The sequence below is a fragment of the Pseudoxanthomonas sp. UC19_8 genome, assembly GCF_042700505.1.
GTDB lineage: Bacteria > Pseudomonadota > Gammaproteobacteria > Xanthomonadales > Xanthomonadaceae > Pseudoxanthomonas_A > Pseudoxanthomonas_A winnipegensis.
In genome coordinates, this window is record NZ_CP170559.1 from 984,011 (window position 1) to 998,950 (window position 14,940).

A 14,940-nucleotide genomic window follows, 5' to 3' on the forward strand; every position below is an offset into this window, starting at 1 on the left:
GCTGCGCCGTGGACTCAGCGGCGGGTGAACAGGCTGGTCAGTCCCAGGATCACCACCGCGCCGAGCAGGGCGCCGAAGAAGCCGGCGGGTTCGCCGGCCGCATACCAGCCCATCTGCCGGCCGAACCAGCCGGCCAGCACCGCGCCGACGATGCCGAGGCCAATGGTCAGCAGGCAGCCCATGCGCGCGCTGTGGGGCGTGATCAGCCGTGCCAGCAGGCCGACCACGAAGCCGACCAGGATGATGTAGAGCCAGCTCTCGCTGCCGAACAGTCCGCTCATGCGCATGCCCTCGGGGATGATCGGCGCAGCCTAGCACCGCCACTTGGGACGAAAAATGGCGGCGGAGGGCAGGCTGCCGACGCGCGTTCCTCCGCGTTCATGCCTCGCCTCAGCAGCAGCCGTGCTCGCCGTGCGCCTCGCCGCCGGCCACCGCCGCGGTGCCGCTGGTCAGGCCGGCCACGCTGGCGGCGTGGTGCGCGGCCAGCACATGCGACACGCAGGCCGTCACCCGCTTGCCCATCGGGATGTGCAGGAACTCGTTGGGCCCGTGCGCATTGGAATGCGGCCCCAGCACGCCGGTGATCATGAACTGCGCGCCGGGGAACTTCTCGCCCAGCATGCCCATGAACGGGATGGTGCCGCCTTCGCCCATGTACATCGCCGGCTTGCCGAAGGCCGCCTGTGAGGCGTCCTCGATGGCCTGGGTCAGCCACGGCGACTGCGGCGGCGCGTTCCAGCCGGTGGAAGACTTCTCCAGCTTCAGCTCGACATGGGCGCCGTTGGGCGGATCGCGCAGCAGCACCTCGTCCAGGATCTCGCCTGCGCGCTTGCCGTCCAGCGTGGGCGGCAGGCGCAGGGAGATCTTCACCGAGGTCTGCGGGCGCAGCACGTTGCCGGCCGAGGCCAGCGGCGGCAGGCCGTCGGCGCCGGTGATCGACAGCGCCGGGCGCCAGGTGCGGTTGAGCACCAGCTCGGTCAGATCGTCGGACATCGGCGTCATGCCGTCCAGGAACGGGAACTTGTCGTAGACCTCATCGCCCAGTACCTGGGCCACCTTGCCGGCCTGCTCCAGACGCTCGGGCGGGATCTCCACGAACAGTTCCTCCACGCGGATCCTGCCGGTGGCTTCGTCCTCCAGGCGCGAGAGCAGCTGGCGCAGCAGTCGGAAGCTGGACGGCACGATGCCCGAGGCATCGCCCGAGTGCACGCCTTCGCTGAGCACCTCGACGGCGAAGTTGCCGCCGGCCATGCCGCGCAGCGAGGTCGTGCACCACAGCTGCTCGTAGTTGCCGCAGCCCGAATCCAGGCACACCACCAGCGAGGGCCGGCCGATGCGCTCGGCCAGGTGGTCGACGTAGGCGGGCAGGTCATAGCTGCCCGACTCCTCGCAGGCCTCGATCAGGATCACGCAGCGCGCGTGCGGCAGGCCCTGTTCCTGCAGCGCCATGATCGCCGCCAGCGAGCCGTAGATCGCGTAGCCGTCGTCGGCGCCGCCGCGGCCGAAGAGCTTGTCGCCCTTGAGCACCGGCTTCCAGGGGCCCAGGTCTTCGTCCCAGCCGGTCATCTCCGGCTGCTTGTCCAGGTGGCCGTACAGCAGCACGCAGTCCTCGCCGGTCCCCGCGCCGCTGGCCGGGATGTCCAGGAAGATCAGCGGCGTGCGGCCTTCCAGCTGGATCACCTCCACCTGCAGGCCGGCGATGGGCTGCGCCCGCGCCCAGGTTTCCATCAGCGTCACCGCCCTGGCCATGTGGCCGTTGGCGACCCAGTCGGCGTCGAACATCGGCGACTTGTTGGGAATGCGGATGTATTCGACCAGCTGCGGGACGATCTGTGCGTCCCACAGCTGCCCGACGAAACGATCAAGGCGTGCGGTATCCATGGCGCTCAAACTTTGAAATGAACGCCTATGGTACCCCCGCCGCTCCCGGCGCCCGATCGGGCCGGCCTGGGGGTAGGACTTTTCCTACACGCGAACGGGGTGTTGCCCGGCAGCCGTGGAGGCGCTGCGCCGATATCGTGGCGGTGCGAGGAGGGAGGAGACTGGCTGCACCGGAAGGCGTAGGGAACCGCCCCGGCACAACCATCCTCATCGCACAAGGAGTGTCGCCATGAAACCCGTTTCGATCCTGATCAAATCGCTGATCCTGTCGCTGGCCTTGTCGGCCGGCGCCTTCGCCGCCGAGAGCCGCGTCAACATCAACACGGCCGATGCGGCCGCCCTGGACGCCACGCTGTTGAACGTGGGCGCCAGCAAGGCGCAGGCCATCGTCGACTACCGCAAGGCCAACGGCCCGTTCAAGAGCGCCGAGGAGCTGGCGATGGTCAAGGGCATCGGCCTGAAGACAGTGGAGAAGAATCGCGATCGGATCGAGGTGGGTCGCTCGGCGGCCGCACCGAAGAGGCCTTCCGCCGCGGCTGCACCGGCCAAGCCGGTCACCCGCCGCTAGAAGGCAAGCATGGTCACGGGGCGAAGCGGTGCCGGATGCATCGCTTCGGTCTGACGGGCAGGACGCTGCGTGACAGGCATGGACGCCGACAAGGACGTAGCCCGTTGACGAGGGCAGGGCAGGACGCCAGCAAGCTGGGCACGATGCCGACAGGGATGTACCGCCGCCCGGGTGCGCCGCACGCACCCGGGCGGTTTCCTTTTCTGCGTGCCGAGAATGCCCAGTGGCTGCGGCCCGAAGGCAGCGCACGCTCTAGACTGGCGCCCCCGTCCACGCTCCCTGCGGCCATGCCGACCAGTCGTGTCATTCCCGCCAATGAGTACCGCCGCGAACGCTGGCGCAACCAGCTCGGCTGGACGCGCCAGATCGCCACCGGCGGGCGCGACGACCAGGACTGGGACTGGCGCCTGTCCATCGCCGAGATCGAGCGCGACGCGCCGTTCTCGCCGTTTCCCGGCATTGAACGCGAGCTGGTGCTGCTGCGTGGTCAGGGGCTGCGGCTGTGCTTCGAGGACGGTGAGCAGGTCACCCTGCATCCGCCGCACGACCGGCTGCGCTTCAGCGGCGCACGCGGCGTGCGTGGCGAGCTGCTGGACGGACCCACGCACGACTTCAACCTGATGTGGCGCCCGGAGGTGCTGCAGGCCGAGCTGCTGCTGCGGCCGCTGGTCGGGCCGATGCTGTTCTTCGCCGATGCGCGCACGCACTGGGCGATCCACCTGATCGGTGGGCAGGCGCGCTTCGACGCGGCCAGCGGCCTGCCGCCGCTGTGGAGCGGCGACAGCGCGCTGCTGTATGGCGCGCCGGGCCGCACGCGCTATGCGCTGGAGGGCGGCGGCGAGCTGATCGCGGTGAAGTTCACCACGCGCGACGCGTCCGACGGTCCTCAGTAGACGTCGCGGCGATAGCGTCCCTGCAGGCGCAGCGACTCGACCGTCTCATCGCCGAGCACCTCCCGCAGCACCGCATCCACGCCCGGGGCCATGCCGTCCAGGCTGCCGCAGACGTAGAGCGCCGCGCCGTCGCGCATCCAGGCCTGCAGGGGCTCCCCCGCGGCGCGCAGCGCGTCCTGCACGTAATGGTGTCCGCCCGGGTCGCGCGAGAACGCCAGGTCCATCCGCTCGAGCCAGCCATCGTCCTGCCAGACCACCAGATCCTCGCGGTAATGCAGGTCGTGGTCGCGCTGGCGCTCGCCGAACAGCAGCCAGTTGCGGCGCGCGCCCCGCGCGATGCGGGCCTTGAGCAGCGCGCGCAGGCCGGCGATGCCCGTGCCGTTGCCGATCAGGATCAGCGGCACGTCCGCCGCGGGTGGATGGAAGTTGGGATTGGCGCGCAGCCGCAGCGCGATCGGTGCGCCGATCGGGGCGTGATCGCATAGCCAGCCGCTGGCCAGGCCCGGGCTGCCGTCGGGGCGCTGCATGCGGCGCAGCAGCAGGTGCAACGCGCCGTCGGCGGGCAGCGAGGCGATGGAGTACTCGCGGTGCGGCAGCGGTGCCAGCGCCGCGATCAGCGCCTGTGGGCCGGTTCCGGCCTGCACACTGTCGGGCAGCTGGCGCGAGGCGAGCACGTCGGCCAAGGCGGTGTCCTGATCGTCCACGCGCACCTTCGCGCCGCCGTCCACGCCGTGTGCCTGCAGCCAGGCCGCGACCGTCGCCGGTGCATGGCGCGGGCCGATCTCGACCAGGTCGCCGGCCTGCCAGTCCGGCATCGCCTCCGGCGGCGTCAGGGCCAGGTGGTAGACCGGCCCGCCGACGCTGCCGGGGTTGCGCAACGCGCGCTCAGCCAGGGTCCAGGCCTGGTAACGCGGCGCGCTCCAGTCGCGCAGGTCGGCATCGCCGGTCACCAGCGAGAGGTGATGCTGCCAATGGCGCAGCGCCGCCTGGTCGGCGTTGTCGACCTCGACCCGGTCGAACAGCGGCTGCGCGCCATGCGTGCGCAGCCATGCATCCAGCTGCCGGCCGAAGGCGCAGAACTGCGCATAGGTCGCATCGCCCAACGCCAGCACGGCGTACTGCAGGTCCGCCAGGGCGGCCGGCCGCGCCAGCACGTCGCGCACGAAGCCCAGCGCCGGCTCCGGCGGATCGCCTTCGCCGGTGGTGCTGACCACGAACAGCGCGCGCCGGTAGCGGGCCAGCCGCGCGCCATCCAGCTCGGCCAGGTCGAGCAGGTGCACCGGCGTGCCGGCCTGCTCCAGCGACTGCGCGGTGCGCTGCGCCAGCTGCAGCGCGAAGCCTGTCTGACTCGCATATGCGACGAGCACCGTGTCGGTGCCGATGGCGCTGGCCGGTGCGGCCGGCGTGCGCCGCGTGCGCCACAGGATCCAGCCGGTGAAGCCGGCGTACGCCGCCAGGCTGGCACCGGCCCAGAGCCAGCGCGACGGACGCGGCGCGCCCGGCCACCACGTGCCTGGCTGCCAGGCGAACAGCGCCGCCGCCAGCGCCGCCAGCAGCGCGAACACCAGGGCATTGCCCCAGGCGGCGCGCGGGATCGCAGGACGCAGCAGTGCGCTCATGCCGCCAGCGCGGCCTCGAACTGCGGCGTCATGTGCTCGCTGGCGCCCTGCGCGCCGCGCACCACGAAGCGCGCCGCCAACCCATGCGCACGCGCGAACGCCAGTCCTGCCTCCCATCCCATCACCGTCAGCGCGGTGGCCCAGGCGTCGGCCTCCATCGCCGTGGCGGCCAGCACGCTGACCGCGGCCGCGGCCTGTTCGACCGGGCGGCCGCGGCGCGGGTCGAGGGTGTGCGAATAGCGCGTGCCGTCCTGTTCGAAGCGGTGCCAGCGATCGCCCGAGGTCGCCACCGCGCAGGCCTTGAGCGCCAGCACGCGCGGCTGCAGGCCGCCGTCCTCGTCGGCACCGGTCTCGACCAGCACGCGCCAGGGCGTGCCATCGGGCTTGCGACCGCGGCCGGCCAGCTCGCCGCCGACTTCCACCAGCGCATCGCGCAGGCCGCGCGCGTGCAGTGTGTCCAGCAGCAGATCGGCCGCGTAGCCCTTGGCGATGGCCGACAGGTCCAGCTGCGCGCCGCCGGGCTGCAGCAGCTGCGCCCCCTGCGCGCGCCATTCCAGGTCGCGCCAGCCGGGGCGCTGGCGCACTTGCTGCAGGGCGTGATCGGCGGGGCGGCCAGGCAGGCCCGCTCCGGCGCCGAACCCCCCAGGCCTGGACCAGCGCGCCGCAGGCCGGATCGAAGGCGCCATCGCTGGCGCGCGCGATGCGCAGCGCCGCCTCCATCACCGTGGCGAACTCGGCCGGCAGCGTATGCCAGGTCCCGGCCGCGGCGCGGTTGAAGCGGCTCAGGTCCGAGCCCGTCTCCCAGGTGCTCATCTGCGCGACCACGCGGTCCAGCTGCGCCTGCAGCGCATCGTGCAGGCGATGCAGGTCGGCGCCGGCCGCGACCACCACGCGCGCAGACCAGGTTGTGCCCATGGTCTGTCCATCCAGGCGGGCCAGTTCGAGGGGAGTGGCGACGGCGGCAACCATGCGAAGGAGCGGGCTCGGGACAGACAGGGCGCAGGCGCATCCGCGCCATGTGCCCCATAGAGGCTTACTGCGGCATTACTTCCAGCGTGGCCACGTAATTGAGACGGCGCTGCTTGGCCTGCGGCAGCGAGGTCTTGTCGTCCTCGCTGCTGGCGTTGAGCCAGTACATGCCCGCGTCCGGCCAGGTCACGGAGAAGGCGCCCTGCGCGTCGGTCTTGGCCTTGATCTCTTCCTGCGCGTTGCGATAGCGGGTGCCGCCGCGGATCACGGTGACCTCCACGTTCGGCGCCGGCTTGCCGTCCAGCACCAGCTTGAAGTTGGCCGCCTCGCCGGCGACCAGGTCGCTGGGCGCGGTTACCGGCACCAGTTCCAGGCCTACGCCGCTGGGCTTGAGCGCGGTGGCGGTGGGGGCGCCGTGGGTGACGAAGGTCTCCACGCGCGAGGCCATCTGCGACACCTGCAGGTTCTTGGCGTTCTTCGGCACCTCGGCGGCGAACTTGGCCGCGTCGCCGCGCCAGCGCTTGCGCTCGCCATCGGCGGTCTCGTAGCTGGCGAACAGCCCGCTGCTGACCGAGGCGATGCGGTAGGTGCCTTCCTGCTTGAGCTCCACGTCGAAGACGCTGCGGTACTTGCCGGTGGAGGCGTTCTCCGGCTTGACGGTCGAGCCGTCCGGCGCGGTGATCACCAGATCGTCCAGGCGCATCGGCACGTGCTCGAAATAGAACAGGTCGTTGGACACCGCCGCATCCACGCTCACCCACGGATCGCTGCCCGAGAAGGTCGTGCCCGAGGGCAGCAGCCACTGCTTGTGCGCGGCGGCGGAGAAGGAGGTGACGGCGGCGGCCAGGGCCAGCGCCAGGGTCAGGGAACGCTTCATGCGGGATGCTCCGGTTGCGTGTGCGAAGAACGACGGCGGATCGGGGATCAGGGCTTGATCGTCAGCGACACCGCGCCCAGTTCGGAGGCGCCCTGCGCCTTGCCCGACTGCGCGGCGGTGGCCGGCCAGGTGAAGGGGATCTTGAGCAGCTCGCGGCCGCCGACTTCGCGTGCGGCCTCGACCACCAGCGTGTAGCTGCCCGGAGCGAGGCCGGACAGCTGCGGGCTGTTGCCGGCGAAGTCCAGCGTCTGCACGCCGGCCGGGCGGGTCGGGCCGGTCACGCCGTCGATCGGCAGGTCCAGGCTGCGGCCGGACTTGCGCCACCACTGGCGCAGGTCGGGCAGCCACTTGGTGCCGTGGCCTTCCTTGGTGTCGGTGTTCTGGTACCAGACCGCCAGGTTGGACGCGGCCTTGCCGTCGGCGCCTTCCACGTACACCGCCACATAGGGGCGGTGGTACTCGGCGACGTTGAGCTTGGGGATCTCGACCTTGACCTGCATGGTGGCGGCGGACGCCGGCACGGTCAGCAGGCCGCTGAGCGCGAAGGTCAGGGTGATCGGGACGGTCTTGGTCATGGCACGCAAGTCCTGTGGGGAAGGTCAGTGAATGAAGATCAGTGCCAGCAGCAGCGGCACCAGCAGCCCTAAGCCGACCATCGGCCAGGTCATGCGGCGCTGGCCGGCATGCAGTTGCAGCAACAGCAGGCCGGTGATGCAGAACACCAGGCAGGCCACCGCGAACAGATCCAGGAACCAGCTCCAGGCCGTGCCCGCGTTGCGGCCCTTGTGCAGGTCGTTGAACAGCGAGATCCAGCCGCGGCGCGTGGATTCGTATTCGATCGCGCCGCTGGCGCGGTCCAGGCTGAGCCAGGCATCGCCGCCGGGACGCGGCAGGGAGACATAGACCTCATCGGCCGACCACTCGCCCTGCCGCCCGGACAGGCTGATGTCCAGCTCGCCTTCGATCCAGTCGCCGACCACGCGCGGCAGCGGCGCATTGCCGCCCTCGCGCGTGCCCAGGGCCTGGCGCAGCGCCGGCGGCAGGGTGGCGTTGCGATGCACGATCTGCGGCTTGGCCTCGATGCTGGCCGCGTGGTTGAGCGTGATGCCGGTGGCGGCGAACAGCAGCATGCCGATCAGGCAGATCGCCGAACTGATCCAGTGCCACTGATGCAGCGTGCGCAGCCAGAAGCCGCGGCGTTGCTGCGTGGAGAGCGGGTCGGCGGCCTGGGCCAAGTGGGGATGTTCCGTTGCAGCGGGAGAGGCGAAATGCGCGCGGCATTACACCACGAATGAGAATCGGTCTCAATTAAATCCCGCGCCGCGCCGATGACCTTCCGGCCAGCGTGCAGTCCACTCAGACCTCGGCCCAGCCGCGCAGCAGGTTGTGATACACGCCGGTCAGCTGGACGATCGCCTGCGCATCGCCGCCGCTGGCGGTCAGCCGCTGGATGGCGGTGTCCATCTCCAGCAGCAGCCGGCGCCGGCCTTCGTCGCGGACCATGCTCTGCACCCAGAAGAACGAGGCCAGCCGCGCGCCGCGCGTGACCGGGGTGACCTTGTGCAGACTGCTGGAGGGATACAGGATCAGGTCGCCGGCCGGCAGCTTGACCTCGTGTTCGCCGTAGGTGTCGCTGATGATCAGCTCGCCGCCGTCGTATTCGTCCGGCTCGCACAGGAACAGCGTGCACGACAGGTCCGAGCGCACCTGCTGGCGCGGCTGCCCCGGGCGATCCACGGCCATCACCGAACCATCGACGTGGAAGCCGTACTCCCCGCCACCGGTGTAGCGGTTGAAGCGCGGCGGCAGCGTGCGCAGGGGCAGGGCGGCGGCGAAGTACAGCGCGTTGCGCTCCAGCGCGGCCAGCACCTGCTGGCCCAGCTGCTCGCGCAGCGGCGAGGCGTCGGGCAGCTGCTGGTTGCGTTTGACCTTCGCGCCCTGCGCGCCGACGGTCTCGCGGCCGTCGGTCCACTCGGCCGTTTCCAGCGCCTGCCGCATGTGGCGGACCTGGTCCGCATCGAGGATCTGTGGGATATGCAGCAGCATGGAAGGATTCCCTACAACGACGCACGGGAAGGCGTGCCTTCCCGTGCTGGAGTGCCGGTCGCCCGGCGGTCCTGTGCCATCAGACCAGCGGCGTCAGGCCTGGCCCGTCAGAAGCGGAAGTCCGCGCTGAGCAGGAAGGTGCGCGGCGTGCCCGGAGTGTAGCGGTAGCCGCTCTTGTTGATCGCCGCCACGTAGTCCTTGTCGAACAGGTTGTAGCCGTTCAGGCGCAGGCTGAAGTTGCGCGAGAGGTCGTAGGACACCACCGCGTCGTACACCGTGTAGGACTTGGCGTACTTGGGCGTGCCCACCGCGCCGTCGCTGCCGCGGTGCATCTGGCCCGAGTAGCGCACGCCGCCGCCGATGGTGAGGCCAAACGGGAAGCGATAGCTGGTCCAGCTGGTGAAGGCGTCGTCCGGGGTGTAGCTCAGGTTGGGCGTGCCGTCGGCGCTGATCGACGGGCCCTCGGTGACCTTGGTCGACATGGAGGTATAGCCGGCCGAGACGCTCCAGTTGTCGGTGATGTTGCCCACCGCCGAGAGCTCCACGCCCTTGACCTTCTTCTCGCCGGTCTGGGTCGGATGCCCGAACTCGTCCAGCACGTTGGCGTTGATCTCGTTGGTCACATCGGTCTGGAACAGCGCCAGGTTCAGCGCCAGGTTGTCCAGCACGGCCCACTTGGTGCCGACCTCGAAAGTCCTGGCCTTCTGCGGATCGGCATTGATGCTGTTGGCCGCGCCGTCGGCCGCGGCCAGGGCGAAGTTGGCCCCGCCCGGCGGCTGCTGCGACAGCGCCCAGTTGGCGTACAGGCTGACCGCATCGCCGGCCTTGTAGACCGCGCCGAGCTTCCAGTTGAACAGCGTATCGCTAGTGTCGGTGTCCACCGTGGTCACGCCGCTGCCGACCGGCGCGCCGTTGCACGGCACCGCGTTGCGGCCGGTGCCGTTGTTGCAGATGGCGCTGGCCTGGTACTCGGTCTTGTAATGGTCCAAGCGCACGCCGCCGGTCAGCAGGAAGTTCTCGCCGAACTTCAGCGTGTCGAAGGCGTACACCGAGGCGGTGTCGGTCTTGCCGTAGCTGCCGGTGCCGTTGTGGTACCAGGCCAGCGTGCCGACGGCATTCCAGTCCGGGTTGTAGAGGTTGGCCGCCGGCAGGCTGCCGGTGGTGCCGAAGTTGCGGTTGAACTGCTCCTCGCGGGTCAGCTCCAGGCCGGTGCTCAGGTTGTGCACGACCGCGCCGGTGGCGAAGTCCGCGCGCAGGTTGAGCTGGTCGGTGATGATCTTGTTGCGCTGGTCCTTGAAGGTCGGCAGGCTGCGCGCGACCGTGTAGGTGGACAGGTCGCCCGGATTGGTCCACTTGATGTTGCCGGCCAGGGGATTGGCCGCCGTGCCGCCGGTGGTCATGAAGGCGCTGAGTAGGTAGTCCTGCGTCGTCTCGCCCCAGCGCGCGGTATTGGTCAGCTTGAGCGTGTCGGAGAAGTCGTGCTCGAGGATGAACGTCGCCTGCTTGGCTTCCACATCGTCGTGGTCCAGACGCGTGCCGTAGAAGTTCTCCGGATCGACCGGGTGGCCGGCCAGCTGCGCCAGGCCCGGCTGCGGCGTCCAGCCCGGCAGGCCGATGGTCGGCACGAAGCCGTCCGGCACGTTCTCCTGCTTGACGTAGTACAGGTTCAACCATGCGCGCGTGGCGCCGTCCAGGTTGAAGCCCAGCGAGGGCGCCAGGCCCCAGCGCTTGTTCTCCACGTGGTCGCGGCCGGGCACATCGCTGTCCTGCCACATCGCGTTGAGGCGCAGCGCCAGGCCGCCGGCCAGCGTCTGGCTCCAGTCGGCCGTGCCGCGGCGCTGATCATCGGTGCCGCCGGAGAGCGTGCCGGAGACCGCGTCGTGCAGGGTGGCGCGCTTGCTGACCATATTGATCGCGCCGGTCGGCGCGCTGCGGCCGTTGTCGGTGCCCGCCGGTCCTTTCTCGACCTCGATCTGATCGATGTTGAACACATCGCGCGAAATCGAACCCAGGTCGCGCACGCCGTCGACGAAGATGCTGCTGGAGCTGTCGAAGCCGCGCATGTAGATGGCGTCGCCGGTGTTGGTGCTGCCGTTTTCGCCGGCATAGAACGCGCCCACGCCGGGCGAGTTGCGCAGCGCCTCGGTCAGGGTGGTGGCGCCCTGCTGGTTGAACAGGTCGCTGGTGATCACCTGGATGGTCTGGGGCGTGTCCTGCAGCGGCTGGGTGAACTTGGGCGAGGCCACGGCCTTGGCCTGGATGCGCGAGCCGTGCACGTCGATCTTGTCCAGGGTGCGCGCGTCGCCGCGGTGATGGCGCTGGCCATCGTGCTCGTCCCGGTCGTGGTCGCGCTGCTGGTCGGCGGACGCGCCCGGCGCGTCGATCCCGTCGGTCGCCAGGGCGGTGCCCGGCAGGGCCAGCGCCAGCGAGGTGGCCAGGGCGGCGGCGGTCAGCGGGCGGGCGCCCGGAAGGTGCTTGCGGGAACGGATGTGCGACATGTCAGCGGTGCTTCCAATGAAGTGAAGATTGGTTCCCCCATTGGCGACGGCTGACGGGAGTGCGGGGCCACACGCGACCAGGCCCCAAGACCAACCGGGGAGCGACGGCATCGCGTGAGGCGGAAGGCGGCCCGGGCCAGGCCTGGCGCGCATTCCTTAACGGGCCGTGATTGTAATGAGAACGATTTGTATTCACAACCGTTCAGCTCGGCTCGTCGTGCGATGTGAGCTGCATCCCCCGCGTGCGGCCGTCGAGACGCAGCGCGCGACTAGGCGATCCGCAGTTCCGAGGCGAGCACGTCCAGGATGGTGTGGACCTTGGGCAACAACTGCCGGCCGACGGGCCAGACCAGATTCAGCGGCAGGCCGTCGGTCGTGTGGTCCGGCAGGATCGGCACCAGCGCACCGGAGGCCAGGTCCTTGCGCACCAGCCAGGTCGCCAGCTGCGCGATGCCGCAGCCGGCCTTGACCGCGGCGACCTGGGCCTCGCCGCTGCCCACGACGATCCGGCCCTCCATGGTCCGTCGCTCGACCGCGCCGGCGTCGTGCGCAATCAGCCAGGGGCTGGTGGAGCCGTCGGCCTTGCCGTACAGCACCGTGTCGTGGCGGGACAGGTCCGCCAGCGACGCCGGCGCCCCGCTGCGCGCCAGGTACTCGGGCGAGGCGCAGAAGATCAGGCGCTCGCTGCCGAGGTAGCGGTGCCCCAGCGACGCCGGCCAGTGATCCGGACCGCCGATGCGGACGGCGACGTCGATGCCTTCCTCCAGCAGGTCGACGAAGCGGTCAGTCAACGAGACATGCGGGCGCAGGTGCGGATGCTGCTGCGCGAACCGCAGCAGCAGCGGCCAGACCTGCAGCCGGCCGAACGCCGCCGGCGCATCCAGCCGCAGGCGGCCCACCGGCTCATGGCGCTGGGCCGCCAGGACGGCTTCTGCCTCCTCCAGGTCGGCGAGCACGCGCACGCAGGTGCGATAGAACGCCGTGCCGGCGTCCGTCAGCGCCAGCCGGCGCGTGGTGCGCTCGAACAGGCGGCTGCCCAGCCGGTCTTCCAGGCGCGCCACGCTCTTGCTGACGGCCGAATTGGTCAGGTTCAAACGCTCGGCGGCTGCGGTGAAGCTGCCTGCGTCGGCGGTCGCAACGAAGGCTTCGATGCCCTTGAGGCGCTCGGAAGGAATCATCTGCCGTGCCCGGATTATGGAAATTGAGTCCATATTAGGTTGAAAAATGATCCGGGATTGGAATCTGGTTCGCCAATAAGCTGGCAGGACCACATCTGGTACCCGGAGCCTCATCTCCATGTCTTCCCTTTCCCCTCCGAACGCGGCCGTTCCGGCGGGTCGCGGCAGTCTGTCGATCGTCATCCTCGCGGTGGCCGCCTTCGTCATCGTCACCACCGAGTACCTGATCGTCGGGCTGCTGCCGGGGCTCGCCCGCGACCTGGAGATCTCGATTTCCGCCGCTGGTCAGCTCGTGACGCTGTTCGCCTTCACGGTGATGCTGTTCGGCCCGGTGCTGACCGCGCTGCTCTCGCATGTCGAACGCAAGCGGCTGTTCGTCGTCATCCTGCTGATCTTCGCGGCGTCCAACGCCCTGGCGGCGGTCGCGCCCAACGTGTGGGTGCTGGCGGTGGCGCGGTTCATTCCGGCGCTGGCGCTGCCGGTGTTCTGGGGCACGGCCAGCGAGACGGCCGGACAGATCGTCGGGCCGCAACGCGCGGGCCGTGCCGTGTCGCAGGTGTATCTGGGCATCTCCGCCGCGCTGCTGTTCGGGATTCCGCTGGGCACGCTTGCCGCCGATGCGATCGGCTGGCGCGGCACCTTCTGGATCCTGGCCGGGCTGTCGCTGCTGATGGCCTTGGCCCTGACCGTCTTCATGCCGAGGGTGGCCAGGCCCGAACGGCTGCGCCTGGCCGAGCAGACCCGCATCCTCAAGGACCCGTTCTTCGTCGCCAACGTCGTGCTGTCGGTCGTCGTGTTCACGGCGATGTTCGCCGCCTACACCTATCTGGCCGACCTGCTGGAGCGCATCGCCGGGGTGGCGCCGGCGCATGTGGGCTGGTGGCTGATGGGCTTCGGCGCGATCGGCCTGCTCGGCAACTGGCTGGGCGGGCGCCTGGTCGATCGCAGTCCGCTGGGCGCGACCGCGGCCTTCGCGCTGCTGCTCGGCGTGGGCATGGCGGCCAGCGTGCCGCTGGCGGGCTCCGCTGGGCCGCTGGCGGGCGCGCTCGCGCTGTGGGGCATCGCCTACACCGCGCTATTCCCCATCTGCCAGGTGCGGGTGATGCAGTCCGCGTCGCATGCGCAGGCGCTGGCCGGCACCTTGAACGTCTCGGCCGCCAACGCCGGGACCGGGCTGGGCGCGGTCATCGGCGGCCTGGTGATCCCGCAATGGGGACTGGCCAGCATCGGCTATGTCGCCACCGGCATCACCGTCGTGGCGATCCTCATGGTGGCGGTGGTCGCGCGTTTGCGGGAGCGGTGATCGGCTTCGGTGCAGGCCGGCGAAACGCGGGGCCAGCATCACGGTGAAATGAAAAGGCCGGCGCATGGCCGGTCCGGTACGGTGCAGAACCCTGGAGCGGTCAGTCGCGGTCGTCGCGCGACCACACGCCGCCGTGTTCCACCTTGACCGGGAACTTGGGCACCGGCGCATAGGCGGGCCCGCACAGCGGCACGCCTTCGCGGATATCGAAGCGCGCGCCGTGCAGCACGCACTCGATGCTGCCGGTCTCGGCGTCGAAGGAGCCCGCCGCCGAAAGCTCGAATTCGGCATGGCTGCAGCGGTCCTCCAGCGCGTAAAGGTCGCCGTCCAGGTTGAACACCACGATCGGCGCGCCGGTGACCTCGTCGAAGCCGCTGCGCATCTCGCCCGGCAGCAGCTCCTCGGTGGCGCAGACGAAGGTCCAGGTCTCGCTCACGGCCGGCTCCTAGACAAGGGCTTTCTCCAGCACCTCGAAGCGCAGGTCGTCGCGCAGCGGCGTGCCGAAGCGCGCATCGCCGTACGGGAAGGGCTTGAAGGTGCCGGTGCGCACGTAGCCGCGGCGCTCGTAGAAGGCGATCAGGCTCTGGCGCACATCGATCACGCTCATGCGCATCACCTCCACGCCCAGTTCCTCGCGGGCGATGCGCTCGGCCTCGACCATCACGTCCTTGCCGATGCCGGCGCCCTGCAGGGTGGGGCGCACCGAGAACATGCCGAAATAGCCGGCATCGCCCTCGCGCGCCACGTGCGCGCAGGCGACCAGCGCGTCGTCGCGATAGGCCAGCAGCACGCGGCTGTCGGCGCGGCAGAGGTCGCCGGCCAGCACTTCGCGATCGATGCGCTGGCCGTCGAGCAGGTCGGCCTCGGTGGTCCAGCCGGCGCGGCTGGCCTGCCCGCGATAGGCCGAGGTCACCAGTGCGGTGATCGCCTCGATGTCGTCCAGGGTGGCGTTGCGGAAGGTCAGTGTGGTCATCGGCCCATTGTAAAAGGCCGGCGGCTTCGTGGGAGCCGCCATGGCGGCGATGGGGCTTTACCGGTAGACCCACTCGCCGCCATGGCGGCTCCCACCGGTAGAGCGGAGCTTGCTCCGCTGCTCTTCGGTCGGTTC

General features: G+C 70.1%; 14 protein-coding genes and 1 pseudogene. 3 read left to right on the forward strand and 12 right to left on the reverse strand.

Annotated elements, in window-relative coordinates; all coding sequences use genetic code 11:
• Window positions 1-14 precede the first annotated feature (14 nt).
• Window positions 15-281 carry a GlsB/YeaQ/YmgE family stress response membrane protein gene (locus ACFJIT_RS04210; RefSeq protein WP_130520958.1) on the reverse strand — a complete coding sequence of 89 codons (267 nt, stop codon included), beginning with the start codon at window positions 279-281 and terminating at the stop codon, window positions 15-17.
• Window positions 282-390: 109 nt separating this feature from the next.
• Complete coding sequence (locus tag ACFJIT_RS04215; protein WP_379655142.1) at window positions 391-1,881, reverse strand: M20 family metallopeptidase; 1,491 nt, start codon at window positions 1,879-1,881, stop codon at window positions 391-393.
• A gap of 229 nt (window positions 1,882-2,110) precedes the next feature.
• On the opposite strand from ACFJIT_RS04215, the gene ACFJIT_RS04220 reads away from it, so the two are divergent.
• Together ACFJIT_RS04220 and ACFJIT_RS04225 are read left to right on the forward strand one after the other, a co-directional pair.
• Window positions 2,111-2,449 (forward strand): helix-hairpin-helix domain-containing protein, encoded by a 339-nt coding sequence (locus tag ACFJIT_RS04220; RefSeq protein WP_130522970.1) that lies wholly within the window; start codon window positions 2,111-2,113, stop codon window positions 2,447-2,449.
• Window positions 2,450-2,736: 287 nt separating this feature from the next.
• Window positions 2,737-3,342, forward strand: a complete 606-nt coding sequence (locus ACFJIT_RS04225) for a HutD family protein (protein WP_379655143.1) — start codon at window positions 2,737-2,739, stop codon at window positions 3,340-3,342.
• On the opposite strand, the gene ACFJIT_RS04230 is transcribed toward ACFJIT_RS04225, so the two are convergent.
• The 8 genes and pseudogenes from ACFJIT_RS04230 to ACFJIT_RS04265 form a co-directional block, all read right to left on the reverse strand.
• On the reverse strand, window positions 3,336-4,961 hold the full coding sequence (locus ACFJIT_RS04230; protein WP_379655144.1) for a flavodoxin domain-containing protein: 1,626 nt from the start codon (window positions 4,959-4,961) through the stop codon (window positions 3,336-3,338). The two genes, ACFJIT_RS04225 and ACFJIT_RS04230, sit on opposite strands and share 7 nt — an antisense overlap.
• A pseudogene (locus ACFJIT_RS04235) lies at window positions 4,958-5,930 on the reverse strand (FAD:protein FMN transferase). The gene ACFJIT_RS04230 and the pseudogene ACFJIT_RS04235 overlap by 4 nt, the downstream one beginning before the upstream one ends.
• A 64-nt stretch (window positions 5,931-5,994) precedes the next feature.
• Window positions 5,995-6,807, reverse strand: coding sequence for a DUF4198 domain-containing protein (locus ACFJIT_RS04240; protein ID WP_379655145.1), 813 nt, complete (start codon window positions 6,805-6,807; stop codon window positions 5,995-5,997).
• Between the two features lie 47 nt (window positions 6,808-6,854).
• Entirely contained in the window at window positions 6,855-7,382 is a 528-nt protein-coding gene (locus ACFJIT_RS04245) for a DUF2271 domain-containing protein (RefSeq protein WP_130531751.1), read from the reverse strand.
• Between the two features lie 24 nt (window positions 7,383-7,406).
• Window positions 7,407-8,042: a PepSY-associated TM helix domain-containing protein gene (locus ACFJIT_RS04250; RefSeq protein ID WP_379655146.1), complete on the reverse strand. Its 636-nt coding sequence runs from the start codon at window positions 8,040-8,042 to the stop codon at window positions 7,407-7,409.
• A gap of 121 nt (window positions 8,043-8,163) precedes the next feature.
• Window positions 8,164-8,853 (reverse strand): Fe2+-dependent dioxygenase, encoded by a 690-nt coding sequence (locus ACFJIT_RS04255; protein ID WP_337054805.1) that lies wholly within the window; start codon window positions 8,851-8,853, stop codon window positions 8,164-8,166.
• A gap of 107 nt (window positions 8,854-8,960) precedes the next feature.
• Complete coding sequence (locus tag ACFJIT_RS04260) at window positions 8,961-11,351, reverse strand: catecholate siderophore receptor Fiu (RefSeq protein WP_379655147.1); 2,391 nt, start codon at window positions 11,349-11,351, stop codon at window positions 8,961-8,963.
• A gap of 269 nt (window positions 11,352-11,620) precedes the next feature.
• Window positions 11,621-12,529 (reverse strand): LysR substrate-binding domain-containing protein, encoded by a 909-nt coding sequence (locus tag ACFJIT_RS04265; RefSeq protein WP_379655148.1) that lies wholly within the window; start codon window positions 12,527-12,529, stop codon window positions 11,621-11,623.
• 118 nt (window positions 12,530-12,647) lie between these two features.
• Between ACFJIT_RS04265 and ACFJIT_RS04270 the strand changes: the two genes are divergently transcribed.
• On the forward strand, window positions 12,648-13,832 hold the full coding sequence (locus ACFJIT_RS04270; protein WP_379655149.1) for an MFS transporter: 1,185 nt from the start codon (window positions 12,648-12,650) through the stop codon (window positions 13,830-13,832).
• 100 nt (window positions 13,833-13,932) lie between these two features.
• On the opposite strand, the gene ACFJIT_RS04275 is transcribed toward ACFJIT_RS04270, so the two are convergent.
• Together ACFJIT_RS04275 and ACFJIT_RS04280 are read right to left on the reverse strand one after the other, a co-directional pair.
• Window positions 13,933-14,268, reverse strand: a complete 336-nt coding sequence (locus ACFJIT_RS04275; protein WP_379655150.1) for a non-heme iron oxygenase ferredoxin subunit — start codon at window positions 14,266-14,268, stop codon at window positions 13,933-13,935.
• 9 nt (window positions 14,269-14,277) lie between these two features.
• Window positions 14,278-14,805: a GNAT family N-acetyltransferase gene (locus tag ACFJIT_RS04280; RefSeq protein WP_379655151.1), complete on the reverse strand. Its 528-nt coding sequence runs from the start codon at window positions 14,803-14,805 to the stop codon at window positions 14,278-14,280.
• Window positions 14,806-14,940: the final 135 nt, after the last annotated feature.